The sequence below is a fragment of the Micromonospora parva genome, assembly GCF_040649675.1.
In the GTDB taxonomy this organism is placed as follows: Bacteria; Actinomycetota; Actinomycetes; order Mycobacteriales; family Micromonosporaceae; genus Micromonospora; species Micromonospora parva.
The window spans coordinates 248,061-268,168 of record NZ_JBEZFX010000007.1; the positions used below are offsets into that span (position 1 = coordinate 248,061).

At 70.8% G+C, this 20,108-nt stretch carries 19 protein-coding genes; 14 read left to right on the forward strand and 5 right to left on the reverse strand.

The window, feature by feature from the left end:
* Window positions 1-341 precede the first annotated feature (341 nt).
* Window positions 342-854 carry an Lrp/AsnC family transcriptional regulator gene (locus AB0C03_RS19435; RefSeq protein WP_030338307.1) on the reverse strand — a complete coding sequence of 171 codons (513 nt, stop codon included), beginning with the start codon at window positions 852-854 and terminating at the stop codon, window positions 342-344.
* A gap of 214 nt (window positions 855-1,068) precedes the next feature.
* Here AB0C03_RS19435 and AB0C03_RS19440 point away from each other — a divergent pair, with 214 nt between their 5' ends.
* The 8 genes from AB0C03_RS19440 to AB0C03_RS19480 all read left to right on the forward strand — a co-directional run bounded on the left by AB0C03_RS19440 (window position 1,069) and on the right by AB0C03_RS19480 (window position 9,895).
* Window positions 1,069-2,253 (forward strand): polyamine ABC transporter substrate-binding protein, encoded by a 1,185-nt coding sequence (locus AB0C03_RS19440; protein WP_357638182.1) that lies wholly within the window; start codon window positions 1,069-1,071, stop codon window positions 2,251-2,253.
* 5 nt (window positions 2,254-2,258) lie between these two features.
* Window positions 2,259-3,410, forward strand: a complete 1,152-nt coding sequence (locus tag AB0C03_RS19445) for an ABC transporter ATP-binding protein (protein WP_210867103.1) — start codon at window positions 2,259-2,261, stop codon at window positions 3,408-3,410.
* On the forward strand, window positions 3,407-4,309 hold the full coding sequence (locus AB0C03_RS19450; protein WP_030338300.1) for an ABC transporter permease: 903 nt from the start codon (window positions 3,407-3,409) through the stop codon (window positions 4,307-4,309). The genes AB0C03_RS19445 and AB0C03_RS19450 overlap by 4 nt, the downstream gene beginning before the upstream one ends.
* Window positions 4,309-5,145: an ABC transporter permease gene (locus tag AB0C03_RS19455; RefSeq protein WP_036412865.1), complete on the forward strand. Its 837-nt coding sequence runs from the start codon at window positions 4,309-4,311 to the stop codon at window positions 5,143-5,145. The genes AB0C03_RS19450 and AB0C03_RS19455 overlap by 1 nt, the downstream gene beginning before the upstream one ends.
* A 37-nt stretch (window positions 5,146-5,182) precedes the next feature.
* Window positions 5,183-6,634, forward strand: coding sequence for an NAD(P)/FAD-dependent oxidoreductase (locus tag AB0C03_RS19460; RefSeq protein WP_357638185.1), 1,452 nt, complete (start codon window positions 5,183-5,185; stop codon window positions 6,632-6,634).
* The gene (locus AB0C03_RS19465) at window positions 6,634-7,815 is read left to right on the forward strand and encodes a saccharopine dehydrogenase family protein (RefSeq protein ID WP_357638187.1); all 1,182 of its coding nucleotides are present in this window, start codon (window positions 6,634-6,636) and stop codon (window positions 7,813-7,815) included. The genes AB0C03_RS19460 and AB0C03_RS19465 overlap by 1 nt, the downstream gene beginning before the upstream one ends.
* A 114-nt stretch (window positions 7,816-7,929) precedes the next feature.
* Window positions 7,930-8,661 (forward strand): LamG-like jellyroll fold domain-containing protein, encoded by a 732-nt coding sequence (locus tag AB0C03_RS19470; RefSeq protein WP_357638189.1) that lies wholly within the window; start codon window positions 7,930-7,932, stop codon window positions 8,659-8,661.
* Between the two features lie 466 nt (window positions 8,662-9,127).
* Entirely contained in the window at window positions 9,128-9,895 is a 768-nt protein-coding gene (locus tag AB0C03_RS19480; protein ID WP_357638378.1) for a G5 domain-containing protein, read from the forward strand.
* A gap of 127 nt (window positions 9,896-10,022) precedes the next feature.
* On the opposite strand, the gene AB0C03_RS19485 is transcribed toward AB0C03_RS19480, so the two are convergent.
* Genes AB0C03_RS19485 through AB0C03_RS19495 form a run of 3 tightly spaced genes read right to left on the reverse strand, consistent with a single transcriptional unit; the run spans window position 10,023 to window position 13,198 of the window.
* A complete protein-coding gene (locus AB0C03_RS19485) occupies window positions 10,023-10,367 on the reverse strand; it encodes a DUF779 domain-containing protein (protein ID WP_030331578.1) in 345 nt (114 codons plus the stop codon).
* Window positions 10,367-11,872 (reverse strand): aldehyde dehydrogenase, encoded by a 1,506-nt coding sequence (adh, locus tag AB0C03_RS19490; protein WP_357638191.1) that lies wholly within the window; start codon window positions 11,870-11,872, stop codon window positions 10,367-10,369. Before adh ends, AB0C03_RS19485 begins: the two co-directional genes overlap by 1 nt.
* Window positions 11,873-11,920: 48 nt before the next feature.
* The gene (locus AB0C03_RS19495) at window positions 11,921-13,198 is read right to left on the reverse strand and encodes a GAF domain-containing protein (RefSeq protein ID WP_030331574.1); all 1,278 of its coding nucleotides are present in this window, start codon (window positions 13,196-13,198) and stop codon (window positions 11,921-11,923) included.
* 237 nt (window positions 13,199-13,435) lie between these two features.
* Here AB0C03_RS19495 and AB0C03_RS19500 point away from each other — a divergent pair, with 237 nt between their 5' ends.
* The 6 genes from AB0C03_RS19500 (at window position 13,436) to AB0C03_RS19525 (ending at window position 18,779) form a co-directional block, all read left to right on the forward strand.
* Window positions 13,436-14,101, forward strand: coding sequence for a response regulator transcription factor (locus AB0C03_RS19500; RefSeq protein ID WP_030331573.1), 666 nt, complete (start codon window positions 13,436-13,438; stop codon window positions 14,099-14,101).
* Window positions 14,098-15,162, forward strand: coding sequence for a sensor histidine kinase (locus AB0C03_RS19505; protein WP_357638194.1), 1,065 nt, complete (start codon window positions 14,098-14,100; stop codon window positions 15,160-15,162). Before AB0C03_RS19500 ends, AB0C03_RS19505 begins: the two co-directional genes overlap by 4 nt.
* 73 nt (window positions 15,163-15,235) lie before the next feature.
* A complete protein-coding gene (locus AB0C03_RS19510) occupies window positions 15,236-16,246 on the forward strand; it encodes a threonine ammonia-lyase (RefSeq protein WP_357638196.1) in 1,011 nt (336 codons plus the stop codon).
* Complete coding sequence (locus tag AB0C03_RS19515) at window positions 16,243-17,373, forward strand: D-alanine--D-alanine ligase family protein (RefSeq protein ID WP_030331568.1); 1,131 nt, start codon at window positions 16,243-16,245, stop codon at window positions 17,371-17,373. Before AB0C03_RS19510 ends, AB0C03_RS19515 begins: the two co-directional genes overlap by 4 nt.
* Window positions 17,370-18,047, forward strand: a complete 678-nt coding sequence (locus tag AB0C03_RS19520; protein WP_210865067.1) for a M15 family metallopeptidase — start codon at window positions 17,370-17,372, stop codon at window positions 18,045-18,047. The genes AB0C03_RS19515 and AB0C03_RS19520 overlap by 4 nt, the downstream gene beginning before the upstream one ends.
* A gap of 57 nt (window positions 18,048-18,104) precedes the next feature.
* Window positions 18,105-18,779 carry an RlpA-like double-psi beta-barrel domain-containing protein gene (locus AB0C03_RS19525; protein WP_030331563.1) on the forward strand — a complete coding sequence of 225 codons (675 nt, stop codon included), beginning with the start codon at window positions 18,105-18,107 and terminating at the stop codon, window positions 18,777-18,779.
* A 55-nt stretch (window positions 18,780-18,834) separates the two neighbouring features.
* Here AB0C03_RS19525 and gabT read toward each other — a convergent pair whose 3' ends face one another.
* Window positions 18,835-20,106 (reverse strand): 4-aminobutyrate--2-oxoglutarate transaminase, encoded by a 1,272-nt coding sequence (gene gabT, locus AB0C03_RS19530; RefSeq protein ID WP_357638199.1) that lies wholly within the window; start codon window positions 20,104-20,106, stop codon window positions 18,835-18,837.
* Between the last annotated feature and the right edge of the window lie 2 nt (window positions 20,107-20,108).

The following is a 20,108-nucleotide window of genomic DNA, read 5'->3' on the forward strand; positions in this document are numbered from 1 at the left end:
GGCGGGAGTCTGGGCGGGGGCCGGAGGTGTGCTGGTGGCTGCCTTTGGAGCTGAATCGTTTGCGACATCAGGACGAGTCGGTCGGGTGCCGCTCGGCCGTCCAGGTCGCCCGCCGGCCGCCGAATCGGTTGCGGCATCACGGCTGTCGTCGGGTGCCGCTCGGCTGTCCAGGTCGCGTCCGCCGGCCGCTGAATCGTTTGCGACATCAGCTCCAAAGGGCCTGACCGGTGGTAGCTCCCCCCGCGGCCGCCGGCTCGATCCACTCGGGTTGCCGGAAACCGGGGCATCAGGGCGGCCCGGACGCCCCGACTTCCGGAAAGCCGAGTTGATCAAAGGGAAGCTCAGGCCGTGCCCCAGGTGTAGGTCTGCTTGCGCAGCTTGAGATAGACGAACGCCTCGGTGGAGAGCACCCCGGGCACGGCGCGCAGCCGTTGCAGGATCTCCAGCAGGTGGTCGTCGTTGCGGCAGACCACCTCGGTGAGCAGGTCGAACGACCCCGCGGTGATCACCACGTAGTCGACCTCCTCCAGCTCGGCCAGCCGGTCCGCGACCGCCTCCAGGTCACCGTCGGTACGCAGGCCGATCATCGCCTGCCGGGGGAAGCCGAGCTGGAGCGGATCGGTCACCGCCACGATCTGCATCACGCCGGAGTCGAGCAGCCGCTGCACCCGCTGGCGGACCGCCGCCTCGGACAGCCCCACCGCCTTGCCGATCGTCGCGTAGGGGCGGCGGCCGTCCTCCTGGAGCTGCTCGATGATCTGCTTGGCCACGTCATCCAGCAGAGCGTGATTGGCACCGTCACGGACAGCGACGCGTCGACCGCCGTTGCTGTTCTCGTGCTGCCGGTTTGTCATTGCCCGCTCCCCATATCCCGAATCGTGATGTCGCGCGTGTATCCCCGCGTAGTCTGGCGTATTTCGTCGTACATCGCTATTCCCACAACGGAATCCCTTGTAAGGGAGGTCACCTCATGTCAGGATCAGTCGTCCATGGCACTTCATCCTCCCGACATTCCCGCCGGCGCGCCTCCCCGTCCCGCCCGCCGACGATGACCCCCTAGGAGTCGTCATGCGTACTCCCCTCCGGCCCCTCTCCCGGCGTGGACTGCTCACCGGCACTCTCGGTTCGGCCGCCCTGCTCACCATGGGCGGCAGCCTCGCGGGCTGCGGCACCAAGGGTGCGCAGCAGACCGAAGCCGGCTGCGTCAGCGAGGACCTCTCCGGCACCGAGAAGAAGCTCGCCTTCGCCAACTGGCCGCAGTACATGGACGTGGACGAGAAGGACGAGTCCAAGCGGCCGAGCCTCGACGAGTTCATCACGAAGACCGGCATCCAGGTGACCTACACCGAGGACATCAACGACAACAACGAGTTCTTCGGCAAGGTCCAGAACCAGCTCGCCGCCTGCCAGAGCACCGACCGGGACATCATCGTGCTGACCGACTGGATGGCGGCCCGGATGATCCGGCTCGGCTGGATCCAGAAGCTGGACCCGGCGAACATCCCGAACGTGCAGGCCAACCTGCTTCCGTCGCTGCTCAACCGCCCCTTCGACACCGAGAACCGGATCTCCATCCCGTGGCAGTCCGGCCTCGCCGGTCTGGCGTACAACGGCAACGTCACGAAGGAACTGCGCACAGTGGACGAGTTGCTCACCCGCCCCGACCTCAAGGGCAAGGTGACAGCGCTCAGCGAGATGCGCGACACGATGGGTCTGCTGCTCGGGTCGAACGGGCACGACCCGGCGAACTTCACCGCCGCCCAGTTCGACGACGCCCTCAACAAGCTCAAGAAGGCCGTCGACTCCGGCCAGATCCGCAAGTTCACCGGCAACGACTACGCGCCCGACCTGGCCAAGGGTGACATCGCCGCGTGCATCGGCTGGTCCGGGGACGTGATCCAACTCTCCGGTGAGGACGAGAAGGTGCGGTTCGTCGCGCCGGACTCCGGCGTGATGCTCTACAGCGACAACATGATGGTCCCCAACAAGGCCACCCACAAGAGCAACGCCGAAGCGCTGATCAACTACTACTACGAGCCGGCGGTCGCGGCGAAGCTCGCCGCCTACGTCAACTACATCTGCCCGGTCAAGGGCGCGCAGGCCGAGATGGAGAAGATCGACCCCGAGTTGGCAGCGAACCCGCTGATCTTCCCCGACGAGGCGCTGCTGTCGAAGTCCAAGGTGTTCATGGCCCTGGACGAGAAGCAGGAACGGGAGTACGAGGGTAAGTTCCAGCAGGTCATCGGGGCGTGACGGGGATGGCGCGCGAGACACCCGCCGGCGACCTGCGCCTGGCCAACCTCACCAAACGCTTCGGCGTCTTCACCGCTGTCGACGACCTCAGCCTGACCATCGAACAGGGCTCGTTCTTCGCGCTGCTCGGCGCGTCCGGCTGCGGCAAGACCACCACGTTGCGGATGATCGCCGGCCTGGAGGAACCGACAACCGGCCAGGTGCTCCTCGGTGACCGGGACATTGCCCGGCTGCGGCCGTACAAGCGGCCGGTCAACACCGTCTTCCAGAGCTACGCGCTCTTCCCCCACCTCAGCATCTTCGAGAACGTCGCCTTCGGGCTGCGCCGACGCGGCATCCGCTCGGTCGACGACGAGGTCACCCGGATGCTGTCCCTGGTGCAGCTCGACGGTTACGGCAACCGCCGCCCCGCCCAGCTCTCCGGTGGTCAGCAGCAGCGGGTCGCGCTGGCCCGCGCCCTGATCAACCGGCCGCAGGTGCTGCTGCTCGACGAACCGTTGGGCGCACTCGACCTGAAACTGCGCCGACAGATGCAGATCGAGCTGAAGCGCATCCAGATCGAGGTCGGCATCACCTTCGTGCACGTCACCCACGACCAGGAGGAGGCCATGACCATGGCCGACACCGTCGCGGTGATGAACGCCGGCCGGATCGAGCAGTTGGGTGCCCCGGCCGACATCTACGAGTTCCCCGCCACCGCGTTCGTGGCGAACTTCCTCGGCCAGTCCAATCTGCTCGCCGGGGAGGCCACCGGCGCCGGCGGCGGCGACGTCGCGGTGACGGCGCACGGCACGCGGTTCTCGGTGCCCGCCGGCCGGTCGCGGGCCGACCACGGTCCGGTTCACCTGGGGGTACGCCCCGAGAAGCTGATTCTGGTCGGCTCCGCCGACCAGGTGCCCCAAGGACATCAGCACGTCACCGGGGTGGTCACCGACGCCTCCTACGTGGGAGTCAGCACGCAGTACCTGCTGCGCACCGGCTGGGGCACCGAGGTGTCGGTCTTCGCCGCGAACAGCGGCGTGTCGGAGCGGATGCCGGTCGGCAGCGAAGCCGTGGCGTACTGGGATCCCCGGCACGCGTTTCTGCTGCCCCGCGACGCCGCCGACACCGACCGGACGTCGCCGGTGCTCGACGAGCCGGTCGGCGCGCCGTCATGACCCTCCTGGCCCGCACCGGATCGGGGGAGCCACCGCCCTCGGCACCTCGACCCGGGCGGCACCGGCTCCTGCCGTACCTGTTGCTGCTGCCCGGCGCGGCCTGGCTGCTCATCTTCTTCGGCGTGCCGCTGGCGCAGTTGGCGGCGGCCAGCCTGTACGACCCCAGCGGCTCGCTCTCCACCGGGTACGCGATGACCTGGGCGTTCGGCAACTACCCGGATGTGGTGCAGGCGTACTGGCCGCAGTTCCTGCGTTCGTTCGGCTACGCCGGGCTGGCCCTGGTGCTGGCGCTGCTGCTCGGCTACCCGCTGGCGTACGCGATCGCGCAGAAGGCCGGCCGGTGGAAGAACCTGCTGCTGGTGTGCGTGGTCGCGCCGATGTTCACCAGCTTCCTGGTCCGCACGCTGGCCTGGAAGACGATCCTGTCGGACAACGGCGCGCTGGTCGGCCTGCTGCGGGACGTGCACCTGCTCGCACCGGACGGCAGGCTGCTGGCCACCCCGTTCGCTGTGGTGCTCGGCCTGACGTACAACTTCCTGCCGTTCCTGGTGCTGCCGCTGTACGCGAGCCTGGAGCGGCTGGACCCCCGGCTGCTCGAGGCGGCCACCGACCTGTACGCGAGCCCGGCGCAGGCGTTCCGGCGGGTGACGCTGCCGCTGTCCATGCCCGGTCTGGTCGCCGGCACGCTGCTGTTCTTCATCCCCGCCAGCGGCGACTACATCAACGCCGAACTGCTCGGCACCCCGAACGAATACATGATCGGGAACGTCATCGACTCGGCGTTCCTGGTCCGGCTGGACTATCCGCAGGGCGCCGCACTGTCGTTCCTGCTGATGGCGGCGATCCTCGCGGTGGTCTTCGGCTATCTGCGCAGGGCCGGCACGGAGGAGGTCCTCTAATGCGACTCTCGCGCTGGTTGGCGGACCGCTGGGTGATGATCGTGGCGTTGCTGGTGCTCGGTTACCTGGCGCTGCCGATCCTGGTGGTGGCCGCACTGTCGTTCAACAGGCCGTCGAGCCGACTGTCGTACGACTTCAACGAGTTCACACTGGACAACTGGCGGCAGCCGTGTGCCACCTCGGACATGTGTGACGCCGTGGTCCGCAGCGTGCAGATCGGCTTCCTCGCCACGGTGGTCGCCACGGTGCTCGGCACCCTGATGGCGTTCGCGCTGGTCCGGCACCGCTTCCGGGGTCGGTCCGGGATCAACGTGCTGATCTTCCTGCCGATGGCCACCCCGGAGTTGGTGATGGGCACGTCGTTGCTGGCCCTGTTCGTGTCGGCGGGCGTGCCGCAGGGCTTCTGGACCATCCTGATCGCGCACGTGATGTTCTGCGTGTCGTTCGTGGTGGTCACCGTGAAGGCGCGGCTCGCCGGGATGGACCGGCGGCTGGAGGAGGCCGCCATGGACCTCTACGCCAACGAGTGGCAGACCTTCCGGCGGATCACCCTGCCGCTGGTGCTGCCCGGCATCGTGGCCGCCGCGTTGCTGGCCTTCTCGCTGAGCTTCGACGACTTCATCATCACGAACTTCAACGCCGGCACCACAGTCACGTTCCCGATGTACGTCTGGGGCGCTGCCCAGCGCGGCATCCCACCGCAGGTCAACGTGATCGGCACCGCGATGTTCGCGGTCGCGCTGCTGCTGGTGGGGCTCAGCTCGCTGCGCGGTCGACGGGCCCGCCGCGCCAACCTGCTGGCCGGGCCGCCGGGTCACCTGCGTCGGTCGTCATGACCCTCCCGGATGCGGGTCTTCCGACCGGTGCTCCGTCATGACGATTCCGCACACCGGCCGGGCGTTGGCCGACGCGGCACCCGTGCCGTACTGGCTCGACCGTCCGGACCGCCCCGACCCGCTGCCGGCACTGGTCGGCCCGCACTCCGCCGACCTGCTGGTGATCGGCGGCGGGTACAGCGGGCTGTGGGCCGCGTTGTTGGCGAAGCAGGCCGACCCGGACCGGGACGTGCTGCTCGTCGACGCCGGGACCTGCGGTTGGGCCGCGTCCGGGCGCAACGGCGGGTTCTGCGCCGCCTCGCTGACCCACGGCCTCGCCAACGGCGTCGACCGGTTCCCCGACGAGGTCGGCGAGTTGGAACGTCTCGGCCGGGACAACCTGGACGCCATTGCCGCCACCGTCGCCGCGTTCGACATCGACTGCGACTTCGAGCGCACCGGTGAGCTGGCCGTCGCCGTCGAGCCGTACCAGCTCGACGGGCTGGCGGCCGACGCGGACCTGGCCCGCCGGTACGGCCATCGGGTGCGGTTGCTCGACCGGGACGAGGTACGCGCAGAGGTGCACTCACCGACGTACCTGGGCGGGATGTTCGACGCCGACCGGGTGGCCATGGTGGACCCGGCGAAGCTGGCCTGGGGGCTTCGCCGCGCCTGCCTCGACCTCGGCGTACGCGTGCACGAACACACAAGGGTCACCGGGCTGCGCGCCGACGGTGCCGCGCTGCACGCCAGCACCCTGGGCGCCGAGCCCACCGCCCACCCGGCCGACACCCCGGCCGACGGCCGACCCGGCTCGGTGCGGGCGCGTCGGGTGGTGCTGGCCACCAACGCGTTCCCGCCGCTGCTGCGCCGGCTGCGGGCGTACCTGGTGCCGGTCTACGACCACGTGCTGATGACCGAGCCACTCACCCCGGCCCAGCGCAACGCCATCGGTTGGCGCAACCGGCAGGGGCTCGCCGACACCGCCAACCAGTTCCACTACTACCGCATCACCGCCGACGGGCGGATCCTCTTCGGCGGCTACGACGCCGTCTACCACTACGGCAACCGGGTCGCGCCCAAGCTGGAGCAACGACCGGCCACCTTCACCACCCTCGCCCGCCACTTCTTCACCACGTTCCCGCAGCTCGCCGACGTGCGGTTCAGCCACCGCTGGGGCGGGGTCATCGACACCTGCACCCGGTTCTGCCCGTTCTTCGGCACCGCCTACGGCGGTCGGTTGGCGTACGCGGCCGGCTACACCGGCCTCGGCGTCGGGGCCACCCGCTTCGGCGCCCGGGTACTGCTCGACCTGCTCGACGGCGGGAACACCCCGCTGACAGGGCTCGACCTGGTTCGCCGCAAGCCACTGCCGTTCCCGCCGGAACCCGTCCGCGCGGTTGGCATCAATCTCACCCGCTGGTCACTGGCCCGCGCCGACGCGCGCGAGGGCCGGCGCGACCTCTGGCTCCGTACTCTCGATCGTTTCGGTTTGGGGTTTGATTCCTGATGCGTGTCCTCCTCGTCGGCGCCGGTGGCGTCGGCTCCGCCGCCGTAGCCATCGCCGCCCGACGGACCTTCTTCGAGACCATGGTGGTTGCCGACCACGACCCCGCTCGCGCCCAGCGGGCGGTCGCCGGGCATGGTGACCGCTTCGTCGCCGCCCAGGTGGACGCCGCCTCGGCCAACGCGGTCACCGCGCTGTGCCGGGAGCACCGGATCACGCACGTGCTCAACGCCGTCGACCCGCGCTTCGTCATGCCGATCTTCAACGGCGCGTTCGCGGCCGGCGCGGACTACCTGGACATGGCGATGTCGCTGTCGCACGCCGAGACCGGCGTGAAGCTCGGCGACGAACAGTTCGCACTGGCCGACACCTGGTCGACTGCCGGTCGGCTCGCGCTCTGCGGCATCGGGGTCGAGCCCGGCCTGTCCGACGTGTTCGCCCGGTACGCCGCCGACGAGCTGTTCAGTGAGATCGACGAGATCGGTGTGCGGGACGGGGCGAACCTCACCGTCGACGGGTACGACTTCGCGCCCTCGTTCTCCATCTGGACCACCATCGAGGAGTGCCTCAACCCGCCAGTCGTCTGGGAGCGGGACCGGGGCTGGTTCACCACCGAACCGTTCTCCGAGCCGGAGGTCTTCCACTTCCCGGAGGGCATCGGGCCGGTCGAGTGCGTCAACGTCGAACACGAGGAGGTGCTGCTCATCCCGCGCTGGGTCAACGCCCGGCGGGTCACCTTCAAGTACGGCCTCGGCGACGAGTTCATCGAGGTGCTCAAGACACTGCACAAGCTCGGCCTGGACGCGGTCTCCCCGGTGCGGGTCCGCGGGGTCGAGGTCTCCCCGCGTGACGTGGTGGCCGCGAGTCTGCCCGACCCGGCCACGCTCGGCGCCCGGATGCGCGGCAAGACCTGCGCCGGCACCTGGGTACGCGGCCTCGGCCCGGACGGGCGACCCCGCGAGGTCTACCTGTACCACGTGGTCGACAACGAGTGGTCGATGCGGGAGTACGGGCACCAGGCGGTGGTCTGGCAGACCGCCGTCAACCCGGTCGTCGCGTTGGAGTTGCTCGCCAGCGGCGCGTGGGCCGGTGTCGGGGTGCTCGGGCCGGAGGCGCTGCCCCCGATGCCCTTCCTCGACCTGCTGAACGGATACGGCTCCCCCTGGGGCCTGCAGGAACGGTGACCGGCCACCCCGGACGGCATTGACTGCGGCCGTACTCATAGTGATCATATTGATGCGCTGCGGCCACACGGGGGCCTGCAGACCAATCTCTGGGGGGCCACCATGGGTCGTGCCATGTCCGCACTCGCTCTGGGCGTCACCGCTCTCGCCGCCGCAGTCCTGGTTGACACCGCACCCGCGTACGCCGCCACCGAGGAATTGCGCCTCGACTTCGACGCCACTCCCACCGGGCAGATCGAGCCCGGTCCGTGGACGACTGGGTGCTTTGCCGACGTCGCCACCCCCGGCGACTCCGGTTGCATCGCGGTCGGTGCCCCGGGCGCCATCTCGCGTACGACCCGCCCCAGTGGTGGGGGCGCCAGCCCGGCGATCGCCTTCCCGGCCTCCGGTAGCGCCGTCGTCCAGGTCCCGGATGCCGCCAACCTCAACCCGGGCAGCCAGGACTTCACCATCAGCACACTGGTGAAGGTTTCAGCCGGTCAGGTGACCAGCGGCGCCAACCTCATGCAGAAAGGCGTCTTCGCCGACCCGGCGCAGTGGAAGCTCCAGCTCGACGACGGCAAGCCGGGCTGCCGGATCGCCGGCACCGGCCCCAGCGGGGCGGCGTCGCTGCTCATCACCGCCGACGCCTCCATCGCCGACCAGGGCTGGAAGTTCGTCCAGTGCAAGCGGCGCGGTGACGTCCTCAGCCTGATCGTCGGCAGCGAGACGGTGGCGTCCTCGACCGGTGCCACGATGACCATCACCAACACGGCGAAGGTCAACATCGGCGCCAAGGGACCGGGTCTGTCCAACAACGACCAGTTCCGCGGCGCAATGGACAACGCCCTCGTCAGCATCGGCTGATCCCGCCCGTCCCGTACTCTCGCGTCGTCCACTCGTTGTCGACGCGGGAGTACGGGCACCAGGCGGTGGTCTGGCAGACCGCCGTCAACCCGATCATCGCCGTGGAGTTGCTCGCCACCGGCGCGTGGGCCGGTGTCGGGGTGCGCGGCCGAGGGCGCTGCCCCCGACGCCTCGCTGGGGGTTGCAGGAGCGATGAACGCGTCCGGGTGACGGCATCGCGACAGTTTCGTCGCCGCGACGGGCGTCCGATCGCTCATCGAACCGGTGCATGGTGATTTGCGGTTTTTGGTGGTGCTGACACCCGCACGATCGGCCCTGCCCCGCCGGCCTGGTGGGTTGCCGCGCCTATCGACTCGTCCCCCACAGGCGCGCCCACCGACCCGTCCCGGGAAGCGAAAGGCGCAGGTGACGAACACGACGGTGGATATTGCACACGGTATTTGCGACGACACTCATCGCCGTGACGATGCAACCACCACAGAACCCGGGTCCGTCGTACCCGCCGCCGCCCGGCCAGCAGCCCCGGCCCAACTGGTTCCGTCGGACCACTCCCGCCGGTCGGGCCGCCGTGATCCTCGGCTCGGTGACCCTGTCGATCCTGCTGCTCTGCTGCACCGGCACCGCCATCGTCAGCGCGCTGACCGGCGAGCCGAAGCCGACCCAGACTGGCGGCACCGCTGCCGAGCAGCCGCAGCAGCCCATCCTGGCCACACCCGGCGAGCCGACCGAGGAGGCGTCGTCGGCGGCTGCCGCACCCTCCACTGTGCCTTCGTCGGCACCCCCGTCGGTGGAACCCAGCGCGTCCAGCGCGGCGGCCGCGCCCGTGGTGCAGGTGACGACGGTGACGGAGCGGGCCACCATCCGGTACGGCGAGCGGACCGTCAAGGACTCGTCGCTGGCCCAGGGCAAGCGGGTCGTCCGCACCAAGGGCGTGAACGGGGTACGGACCCTGACCTACGAGGTGACCACCACCGACGGGGTGACGACGGGCAGGAAGCTCGTCAAGTCCGCCGTGACGAAGCAGCCGGTGACCCAGGTCGTCGCCGTCGGCACCAAGAAGCCGCAGGCGTCGAAGTGCGACCCGAACTACAGCGGCTGCGTCCCGATCGCCAGCGACGTCGACTGTCTGCCTGGCTCTGGTGACGGCCCCGGGTATGTCACAGGGCCCATCAAGGTCATCGGCGACGACATCTACCGCCTGGACAACGACAAGGACGGTTACGGCTGCGACTAATCAAGGGTCGCGCTCCTTGGTAACGCAACGTCACTCAGCTGAAGACTGATTGCGGTTGAAGCGGTATACCTCTGAGGCATAAATATGACTCAGAGGTATACCGCTCTCGGCACCGGTGGCCTCGGCCTTACGGGGCCAGGTGGGAGCGGATGAGGAAGCGGACGCCGTCGGGGGCTTCCAGGGAGAAGCCGCTGCCTCTGCCCGGCACCACGTCGACGGTCAGCGTGGTGTGTTTCCACAACTCCCACTGTGACGTCGACATCCAGAACTCGACCGGCTCAGCCACCCCGTCGACCGAGAGCGAGGCGAGCAGCACGTCGGACGCGCCGGTGCGGAACTCGCCCGCCGGGAAGCACATCGGGGCGCTGCCGTCGCAGCAGCCGCCGGACTGGTGGAACATCAGCGGGCCGTGCCGCCCCCGCAGCGACCGGATCAACTCGGCCGCGGCGGGGGTGACGGAGACGACCGGCATCAGAAGAAGCCGAGCTTTTTGGTGGAGTAGCTGACCAGCAGGTTCTTCGTCTGCTGGTAGTGCTCCAGCATCATCTTGTGGTTCTCCCGGCCGATGCCGGACTGCTTGTACCCGCCGAACGCGGCGTGTGCCGGGTACGCGTGGTAGCAGTTGGTCCACACCCGTCCGGCCTGGATGGCCCGCCCGGCCCGGTAGGCGGTGTTCATGTCCCGGCTCCAGACGCCCGCGCCCAGCCCGTACAGGGTGTCGTTGGCGATCTTCACGGCGTCGTCGAGGTCGGCGAAGGAGGTCACCGAGACCACCGGCCCGAAGATCTCCTCCTGGAAGATCCGCATCGAGTTGTCGCCCTCGAAGATGGTCGGCTGGACGTAGTACCCGCCCGACAAGTCGCCGCCCAAGTCGGCACGCGATCCTCCGGTCAGTACACGGGCGCCTTCCTGCCGGCCGATGTCCAGGTAGGACAGGATCTTTTCGAGCTGGTCGTTGGAAGCCTGCGCGCCGATCATCGTGTCGGTGTCCAGGGGGTGCCCCTGCACGATCTGCTCGGTGCGGGAGACCGCCGCGGCGAGGAAGTCGCTGTAGTGGCCCTGCTGGATCAGCGCCCGCGACGGGCAGGTGCAGACCTCGCCCTGGTTGAGGGCGAACATGGTGAAGCCTTCCAGCGCCTTGTCGAGGAAGTCGTCGGAGTGGGCGCTGACGTCGTCGAAGAAGATGTTGGGGCTCTTGCCGCCCAACTCCAGCGTGACCGGTTTGATGTTCTCACTGGCGTACTGCATGATCAGCCGCCCGGTGGTGGTCTCGCCGGTGAAGGCCACCTTCGCGACCCGGGCGGAGGACGCGAGCGGTTTGCCGGCCTCCACGCCGAAACCGTTGACGATGTTCAGCACTCCCGGTGGCAGCAGGTCCGCCACCAGGGACAGCCAGTAGTGGATGGACGCTGGTGTCTGCTCGGCCGGCTTGAGCACCACGGCGTTGCCGGCGGCCAGCGCGGGCGCGAGCTTCCAGGTCGCCATGAGGATCGGGAAGTTCCACGGGATGATCTGCCCGACCACGCCGAGCGGTTCGTGGAAGTGGTACGCCACGGTGTCGTCGTCGAGTTCGCCGAGTGAGCCCTCCTGGGCTCGGATCGCCCCGGCGAAGTAGCGGAAGTGGTCGATGGCGAGCGGAATGTCGGCGGCGAGGGTTTCGCGGACCGGCTTGCCGTTCTCCCAGCTCTCGGCGATGGCCAGGGACTCCAGGTTGTCCTGCATCCGGTCGGCGATCCGGTTGAGGATCAGCGCCCGTTCGGCCACCGGGGTGCGGCCCCAGGCGTCGGCGGCGCCGTGTGCCGCGTCGAGGGCCTTCTCCACGTCGGCTGCGGTGCCGCGGGCGACCTCGGTGAAGGTCTGCCCGGTGACCGGGGTCGGGTTCTCGAAGTAGGCGCCGCCGTGCGGCTTGACGTACTCGCCGCCGATGAAGTGGTCGTAACGGGACTGCCAGTGGGTGGGCGCGTCGTAGCGCGTCATGGTTACCTCCGCCGTCGTTGTGCGGGTGTGCCGACGGCGACGCTAGTTTCAGGAACGTTGCAGCCACGTTGCGCGCTGGAGGTCGTACTCCCCGGCGAGCTGGTCGATGCGCGCGAGGGCGAGGGGCCGACGCGGCGCGCCCACCGGCAGCGCCCGCGCCAGAGCCTGCCAGGCGGCGAGGTCGTCGGCGCCGGCCGGCGTCGCGGTCCAGGCGGCGAGCAGCGCCGGGTCCGCGGTGGCCAGCACGGCGGCGCGGAGGTGACCGTCGATCAGCCGGCGCAGTCGCGTCACTCCCGGTGCGTCCGAGCCGGGCAGCAACGGCCCGGGGTACGCGTCGAGCGCCCCCGCCGGATCGCCCTGGTCCAACCGGTCGGCGACGGTGGTGAAGTCGGCGCGGACGGTGCCGCGTAGCCGGTACGGGCGGGAGTCGAGCAACTCGGGGCCGAGCACTCGCCGCAACCGGGACAGCTCGGCACGAAGGGTTACCGGGTGCAGCCGGTCGTCGCCGTACAGGTCGAGGCCGAGTTGTTCACCGGTGCGTCCCTCGGGGTGCTGGAGCAGCAGCACCAGCAGTTCGCTGTGCCGTCGGCCGAGCCGGACGCGTCGACTGTCGAGCCGCAGCTCCGCCTCGTCGCGGCCGAGCGCGGTAACGGTGGCCACGCCGGGTTCCGGCGGTCGGTCGGCGGCGAGCTGCGCCTCGGCGGCCCGGGCGGTGGCCCGAACCAGCGCCAGGCTCTGCGGATTGGCCAGGTGGTCCCCGCCGGTGATGTCGATCGCGCCGAGCAGCCGCCCGGTGGCGGGATCGTGGATCGGTGCGGCGGCGCAGGTCCACCGCTGGACCGGGCGACTGAAGTGCTCGGTGGCGAAGATCTGCACGCTGTGGTCGACGGCCAGCGCGGTGCCCGGCGCGTTGGTGCCGGCGTGCGTCTCGTCCCAACGGGCACCGGGCACGAAGTTCATCCGCTCGGCGTGCCGCAGCACACCCGGGTGCCCCTCGACCCAGAGCAGCCGCCCGTGCGCGTCGCAGACCGCCATCAGGTGCGCGCCGTCCTGGGCGATGCCGCCGAGCAGGTCGCGGAACAGCGGCAGGACCCGGGCCAGCGGGTGCGCCGCCCGGTACGCGGCCAGAACGTCGTCGGCCAGGTCGATCGGCGGGGTGGCCTCGGGGTCGAGCCGGGCCGAGCGTTCCCAGGAACGACGGACCACGTCCCGTACCCGGTGCGGGGCCGACCCGGCGGTCAGGAACGCCTCGTGGGCGGCGCCGACCTGCGCGATCCGCTCCGCCGGATCGACGCCGAACTCCAGGGCGAGCCACGGGTCAGCCATCGGGCGACCTCCTCGGCCCCCATCGTGACGCAGCTCACCCGCTAGCGCCAACCGCCGTGGTTGTCGGGGACGGACCACGCAGACGACGTGAGCCGGGAACGAAGCCGACATCCGCTGGCTGGCGATGGTTTGCCCGCTGGACACGCGCGTGGAGGATGGCTGCGGCGGGTGCTTACAGAACCCTTAACCCGGGCCTGCGACGGTATGCCGGGCAAGCCGAATGGGGAGCGGACAAACGTGCGGGTGCTGGTGGCGGACGACGAACGGTTGTTGGCGGACACGGTGGCCGAAGGGCTGCGTCGCCTCTCGATGGCCGTCGACGTCTGCTACGACGGTGACGGTGCGTTGGAGCGGGTCGGGGTGAACCGGTACGACGTCGCGGTGCTCGACCGGGACATGCCGGGGCACACCGGTGACGAGGTGTGCCGCAGCATCGCCGACTCCCAGGTCGGCACCCGGGTCCTGCTGCTCACCGCGGCGGCCGGCATCCGCGACCGGGTGGAAGGGCTCGGCCTCGGCGCGGACGACTACCTGACCAAGCCGTTCGCTTTCGCCGAGCTGGTGGCCCGGGTGCAGGCCCTCGGGCGGCGGTCCACTCCGGCGTTGCCACCGGTGCTCTCCCAGGACGGTCTGGCGCTGGACGTGGGCCGGCACGTGGCCACCCGTGACGGTCGCCCGCTCGCGCTGAGCCCGAAGGAGTTCGCGGTGCTGCACGTGCTGCTGCGCGCGGACGGTCAGGTGGTCAGCGCCGAGGAGTTGCTGGAGCAGGCCTGGGACGAGTTCGCCGACCCGTTCACCAACGCCGTACGGGTCACCGTGATGACCCTGCGCAAGAAGCTCGGCGACCCGGCGATCATCCACACCGTTCCGAAGGCCGGCTACCGCATCGGCGGACCGGCGTGAGCTGGACGCCCCGACGTCGGGTGCTGCTGGTGGGTCTGCTGGCGCTGCTGGCCGGGCCGGTGCTGCCGGCGATGGGCAAGTGGCTGGCGGGGGTGACCTGGATCTGGGGGCGGCAGTTCTGTGACCTGCCGGTGCCGGGACTGAGCACCGTCTGCGCCGACGTGCGACCGGGGGCGTACATGCTGCCCCTGGGGGCCGTGCTGCTGGTGACAGTGGCCGCCCTGGTGGGGCTCTGGTTCGGCGCGGCGTGGTGCCTGCGCCCGGTCGCTGACCTGGCCGGGCCGATCGGTCACCTCGGCCCGCAGAACCTCGGTCACCGGATCCGGCCCCGGGGCCGCGACGAGCTGGCCCGGCTGGCCCGGGCGATCGACGAGATGATGGAACGTGTCTCCGCCGGGTACGAGGGGCAGCGGCGGTTCGCGGCGAACGCCTCGCACGAGCTGCGGACGCCCCTCGCGGTGCAGCGGACGCTCATCGAGGTCGGCATGGCCAGGACGCTCACCGGCGAGCAGTTGGAGTTGTTGACCAGCCAGCTGCTGGAGACCAACGAGCGCAACGAACGCCTCATCGAGGGTCTGCTCGCGCTCAGCGAGAGTGACCAGGGCCTGCGCTCGCGGATCCCGCAGCGGCTCGACACGATCGTCGAGGCGGTGCTCGCCGGATACCTCGACCGCGCCCGGGAGGCCGGGGTCACCATCGGCACCCACCTCGTGCCCCGGGTCGTCGTCGGCGAGCGGGTGCTGCTGGAGCGCCTGGTCACCAACCTGGTGGAGAACGGCATCAAGTACAACCGGCCGGGCGGCTCGCTGACCGTCGTGGTGAGCGGCGTGCCCGCACTGTCGGTGGTCAACACCGGTCAACCCGTGCCGGCCGAGGCGGTGGCGGGTCTGTTCGAACCGTTCCGCCGGCTCGCCCGGGACCGGACCTCGCAGGGCGGCGGGGCCGGTCTGGGCCTGGCCATCGCCCGCTCGATCACCCAGGCGCACGACGGCATCATCGCGGCCCGGCCCGCCGAACACGGCGGCCTGCGGGTCGACGTTCAGCTACCCACAGTGACCTGACACTTCCACCCACCGTCCCGGGGTCCACGTACTGCTGGATCCCGCCCGTGGTGTGCCCGAAAAAGGAGAGACGATGTCACGCACCGTTGGCCAGACCCGGGCCGATGTCGAGGAGGCCAGCAGTTGGCTTGCCGGCCGCGTGGTCCGCACACCAGTGCTGCGGTCCCCGGTGATCGACGAACTCGCCGGCGCCCGGGTCCTGCTCAAGGCGGAGAACCTTCAGCACGGCGGCTCGTACAAGATGCGCGGCGCACTGCGCGCTGTCGGTCGCCTCGCCGCGGCCGGGCACACCGGGGTGATCGCGCAGAGCACCGGCAACCACGCGGTGGCGGTGGCGTTGGCGGCCCGACAGCACGGCCTCGCGGCGACAGTGGTGCTGCCGGTCGACGCGGCACCGACGAAGGTCGAGCGGGCCCGCGCGGCGGGGGCGCGGGTGGTGTTCGCCGGCACCGCCGTCGAGGAGCGGGTGGCGGTGGCCAACGGGCTCAGTGACGACAGCGGTCACCCCGTCGTCGACGCGTACGACCACCCGGACGTGATCGCCGGGCAGGGCACGGCGAGCCTGGAACTGATCGAGGACGCCGAGCGCGCGGGGACACCGTTGGACGCGCTCGTCGTACCGGTCGGCGGTGGTGGCGGTGTGGCCGGCGGGTGCCTGGCCGCCGCCGGCACCGGCATCGAGGTGTACGGCGTGGAGCCTGTGGGCTGCGACTCGCTCGCCCGCAGCCTGGTAGCCGGTGTTCGCGTGCCGGTCGCACCGGCGCCCACCATCGCGGACGGGCTGCGGCCGTCCTGCGTGGGTGAGCTGCCGTTCGCCATCGCGCGGGACAGGCTGCGCGGCGTCGTCCGGGTCGACGACGACGAGATCGCGGCGGCGTTCCGGCTGATCCTGACCGACCTCAAGGTGCTCGCCGAGCCGTCCGGCGCGGCGGCCCTGGCCGGCGCCCTCCGCCTTGCGCCGGTGACGGACCGGCAGCGGACGGTCGGTGTGGTGCTGACCGGCGGGAACGTGGAGGCGGCGTTGGTGGCCCGGTTGATGGCACCCCGGTCCGCCGACCCGACCCGGGAAGGGGCGGCGGCGTGAGCGCGCCAGTTCGGATCGGCATCCTGTTCGGTGGGCCGTCGGCGGAGCACGAGGTGTCGTGTGCGTCCGCGCTCGGGGTGGCCCGGGCGCTTGCCGGTGGCGGCTACCGCACTGTCGCCATCGGTGTCACCCGCGGCGGCGGTTTTCGGCTGATGCCCGACGCGCTGCTGGCCGAGTTGCGCGACCGGCCGGCCGGTGAGCGGGCCATCGACGACCAGTTGGTGGTGAGCGGGCCGGCCGTCGAGTTGCGGGCCGGTCCGCGTCCGGGCGTCGTGCAGGTGACCGCCGGTAACGCCCCCGGCGCTGTGCACGCCGAGCTGGACGTGCTCTTCCCGGTGCTGCACGGCCCGTACGGGGAGGACGGTGTGGTGCAGGGGCTGCTGGAGTCGCTGAACGTGCCGTACGTGGGCTGCGGCATCCTCGCCTCGGCGGTGGGCATGAACAAGGTGGCGATGAAGCGGGCGCTGCGCGCCGAGGGCATCCCCGTCACCCCGTACGTGGCGTTCGACGCGCACACCTACCGGACGGTCGACGACCCGGAGAAGCTGGTGACCGGGCTGAGCCGGCCGCTCTTCGTCAAGCCGGCCAGCATGGGCTCGTCCATCGGCATCTCCCGGGTCGGCGAGGGCGACGACCTGGCCGCCGCCGTGCGGGAGGCGCTCCGCCACGACCAGCTCGTCATGGTCGAGCAGGGTGTCGCCGGCCGGGAGTTGGAGTGCGCGGTGCTCGGTGGCTGGCGCCCCGAGGCGTCGGCGGTCGGCGAGGTGCGGGTCAGCGGCGGCTGGTTCGACTACCAGCAGAAGTACTTCGGCGACGACGACCCGATGATCGTCCCCGCCGTGCTGCCGGACGAGGTGACCGCGCGGGTCCGTGAGCTGTCGCTGCGCGCGTTCGCCGCGATCGGCGGGTGGGGCCTGGCCCGGGTCGACTTCTTCTACGTCGAGACGACCGGCGAGCTGTACGTCAACGAGCTGAACACGATGCCCGGCTTCACCGCGCACTCGATGTACCCGAAGGTGTGGGCCGCCGTCGGGGTCAGCTACCGGGAGGTGGTGGACCGTCTCGTCGAGTTGGCCCGGGTCCGGCACGCGGAACGGTCCGCGAGCACGGTGGGGAGCCTCGGATGATCCTGCTCTCCGATCCCCGGGTGGCGGCAGTGCCCAGCGCCGACGACGGCGACGAGTTCGTGGACCTGCGGGAGGTGCCGGAGCTGCGGCTCGACGGCCGGGCGGCCGACCCCGCCGGGGCGTACGCCCGGCTGCGCGCCGGTGTGGTGGACCGCCTGCTCGCCGCGCAGCGTGCCCTGCCCGGTGGGCTGCGCCTGCTGGTGGTCGAGGGCTACCGGCCGTACCGGGCGCAGCTGGCCATCTTCACCGGCTACCGGGACGAGCTGCGCCGACGACACCCGGACTGGTCACCCGAGCGGCTGCACCGGGAGACGACGAAGTTCGTCTCACCGGTCGAGGTGGCCCCGCACAGCACCGGCGGCGCGGTGGACCTGACGCTCTGCACCGACGACGGGGTGGAGGTGGATCTGGGCACTGCCATCGACGCCACCCCGGAGGACAGCGCCGACGCCTGCTTCACCGACGCCCCGGCGATCGTCGGCGCCGCCCGTCGGCACCGGCAGATCATGGTGGACGCGCTGGGCGGCGCGGGGATGGTGAACTACCCGACGGAGTGGTGGCACTGGTCGTACGGCGACCGTTACTGGGCGCTGATCACCGGCGCGCCGTGTACCCGGTACGGGCCGGTTGACCTGGCCGCCGCGCGATCGATACCGGTGCCGGCTGAACGGTAGGGCGCTGCGGCCCGTACCAGGTGGGTGAAGACACCACCGAGGACGGGAGTGACGGCGATGAGGGTGCAGCGCAGGCACGTGCTGGCGGCGAGCGTGGCGGTGCTCGCCGCGGCGGGTGTGGCGGTGGGGACCAGCTTCGGGTTCGCCGACACGGCCCCGGCCCGGTCGTCGGTCTGCTCCGGCTCGGTCACCTTCTCGGCGGAGGGCGGGGCGCCGGCGGCGACCAGCGACCGGTTCCCGGTGGGTACCCGGCTGCGGGTGACGAACCTGGACAACAACCGGGCGGCCACGGTGACGGTGACCGGCCCGTCGGGCAGTTGCGTGCTGCTCAACGCGGCGGCCATGGAGCTGGTGCGGGAACCGGGGAAGAACGTGATCCGCCGCAACGTGGTGGAACGCGTCGACGGCGCCGCGCCGCCCGCCGGCGCTCCGGCCCCCGGCACGGTCCGCCCCGGCGCGGCGTCGCCCGGCGCGCCCGGACCGGCGCCCCGGTCGGCGTGCACCGGGGCGATCACCTTCTTCGAGGAGGCGGCCGGGCCGGCGGCGACCAGCGGGCAGTTCCCGGTGGGTACCCGGCTGCGGGTGACCAATCTGGACAACAACCGCTCCACCACGGTGACGGTGACCGGCCCGTCGGGCAGTTGCGTGCTGCTCAACGCGGCGGCGATGGATCAGATCCGCGAGCCGGGCAAGAACCTGGTGCGCCGCAACACCGTCGAGGTGCTGCGCTGACGTCGGCGGAGGGGCCCGTGCACCGGGCCCCTCCGCCGCCCAGCCGCTCAGCCGCTCAGCGGAAGGCGGCGTCGAGCAGGTCCGCGCCCCGGTTGAGCTGGGCGTCGGAGATCACCAGCGGGGGTAGGAGGCGCAGCACGTTTCCGTACGTGCCGCAGGTCAGGGTGAGCAGGCCCGCGGCGTGACAGGCCGCCGAGATCGCCGCGGTGGCGACCGGGTCGGGGGTGAGCGTGCCCGGCAGCACCAGCTCCACGGCGAGCATCGCGCCCCGGCCGCGTACCTCGGCGACCCGTGGGTCCCGTTCGGCGATGGCCCGTAGCCGGGGGACCAGCAGCGATTCGATCCGTCTGGCCGCCCCGACCAGGTCCAGCTCGTGCATGGTCTCGATGGTGGCGAGCGCGGCGGCGCAGGCGAGCGGGTTGCCGCCGTACGTGCCGCCGAGCCCGCCCACGTGCACCGCGTCCATCAGCTCGGCCCGACCGGTCACCGCGGCCAGCGGCAGGCCACCGGCGATGCCCTTGGCGAGTGTCACCAGGTCGGGTTCGACGCCCTCGTGCTGGCAGGCGAACCAGTCGCCGGTCCGGCAGAAGCCGGTCTGGATCTCGTCGGCGACGAAGACCACCCCGGCCGCCGTCGCCCAGGCACGCAGCGCGGGCAGGAAACCCGGCGCGGGTACGACGAAACCACCCTCACCCTGGATCGGCTCGATGAGTAGCGCGGCGACGTTCTCCGCGCCGACCTGCTTCTCGATCATCTCGATCGACCGAGCTGCGGCCTCCGCTCCGGAGAGCCCACCGTCGCGCAGCGGGTACGACATCGGCACCCGGTAGATCTCCCCGGCGAACGGCCCGAACCGGTGCTTGTACGGCATGTTCTTCGCGGTCAACGCCATCGTCAGGTTGGTCCGGCCGTGGTACGCGTGGTCGAACACCACCACCGCCGGTCGACCGGTGGCGTGCCGGGCGACCTTCACCGCGTTCTCCACCGCCTCCGCGCCGGAGTTGAACAACGCCGAACGCTTCTCGAACCCGCCCGGCGTCAGCGCGTTGAGGTGCTCGCACACCGCCACGTACGACTCGTACGGCGCGACCATGAAGCAGGTGTGGGTGAACCGCTCGACCTGCGCGCGGACCGCCTCGACCACCTTCGGGGCGGAGTTGCCGACGCTGGTGACGGCGATGCCGGCGGCGAAGTCGATCCACTCCCGGCCGTCGACGTCGGTGATCGTCCCGCCGGCAGCACTGTCCACGTAGGACGTGGTGACGCTGCCGACGCCCCGGGCGACGGCGCCGCCGCGCCGCTTGTGCAACTCCTCCGAACTCGGCATGG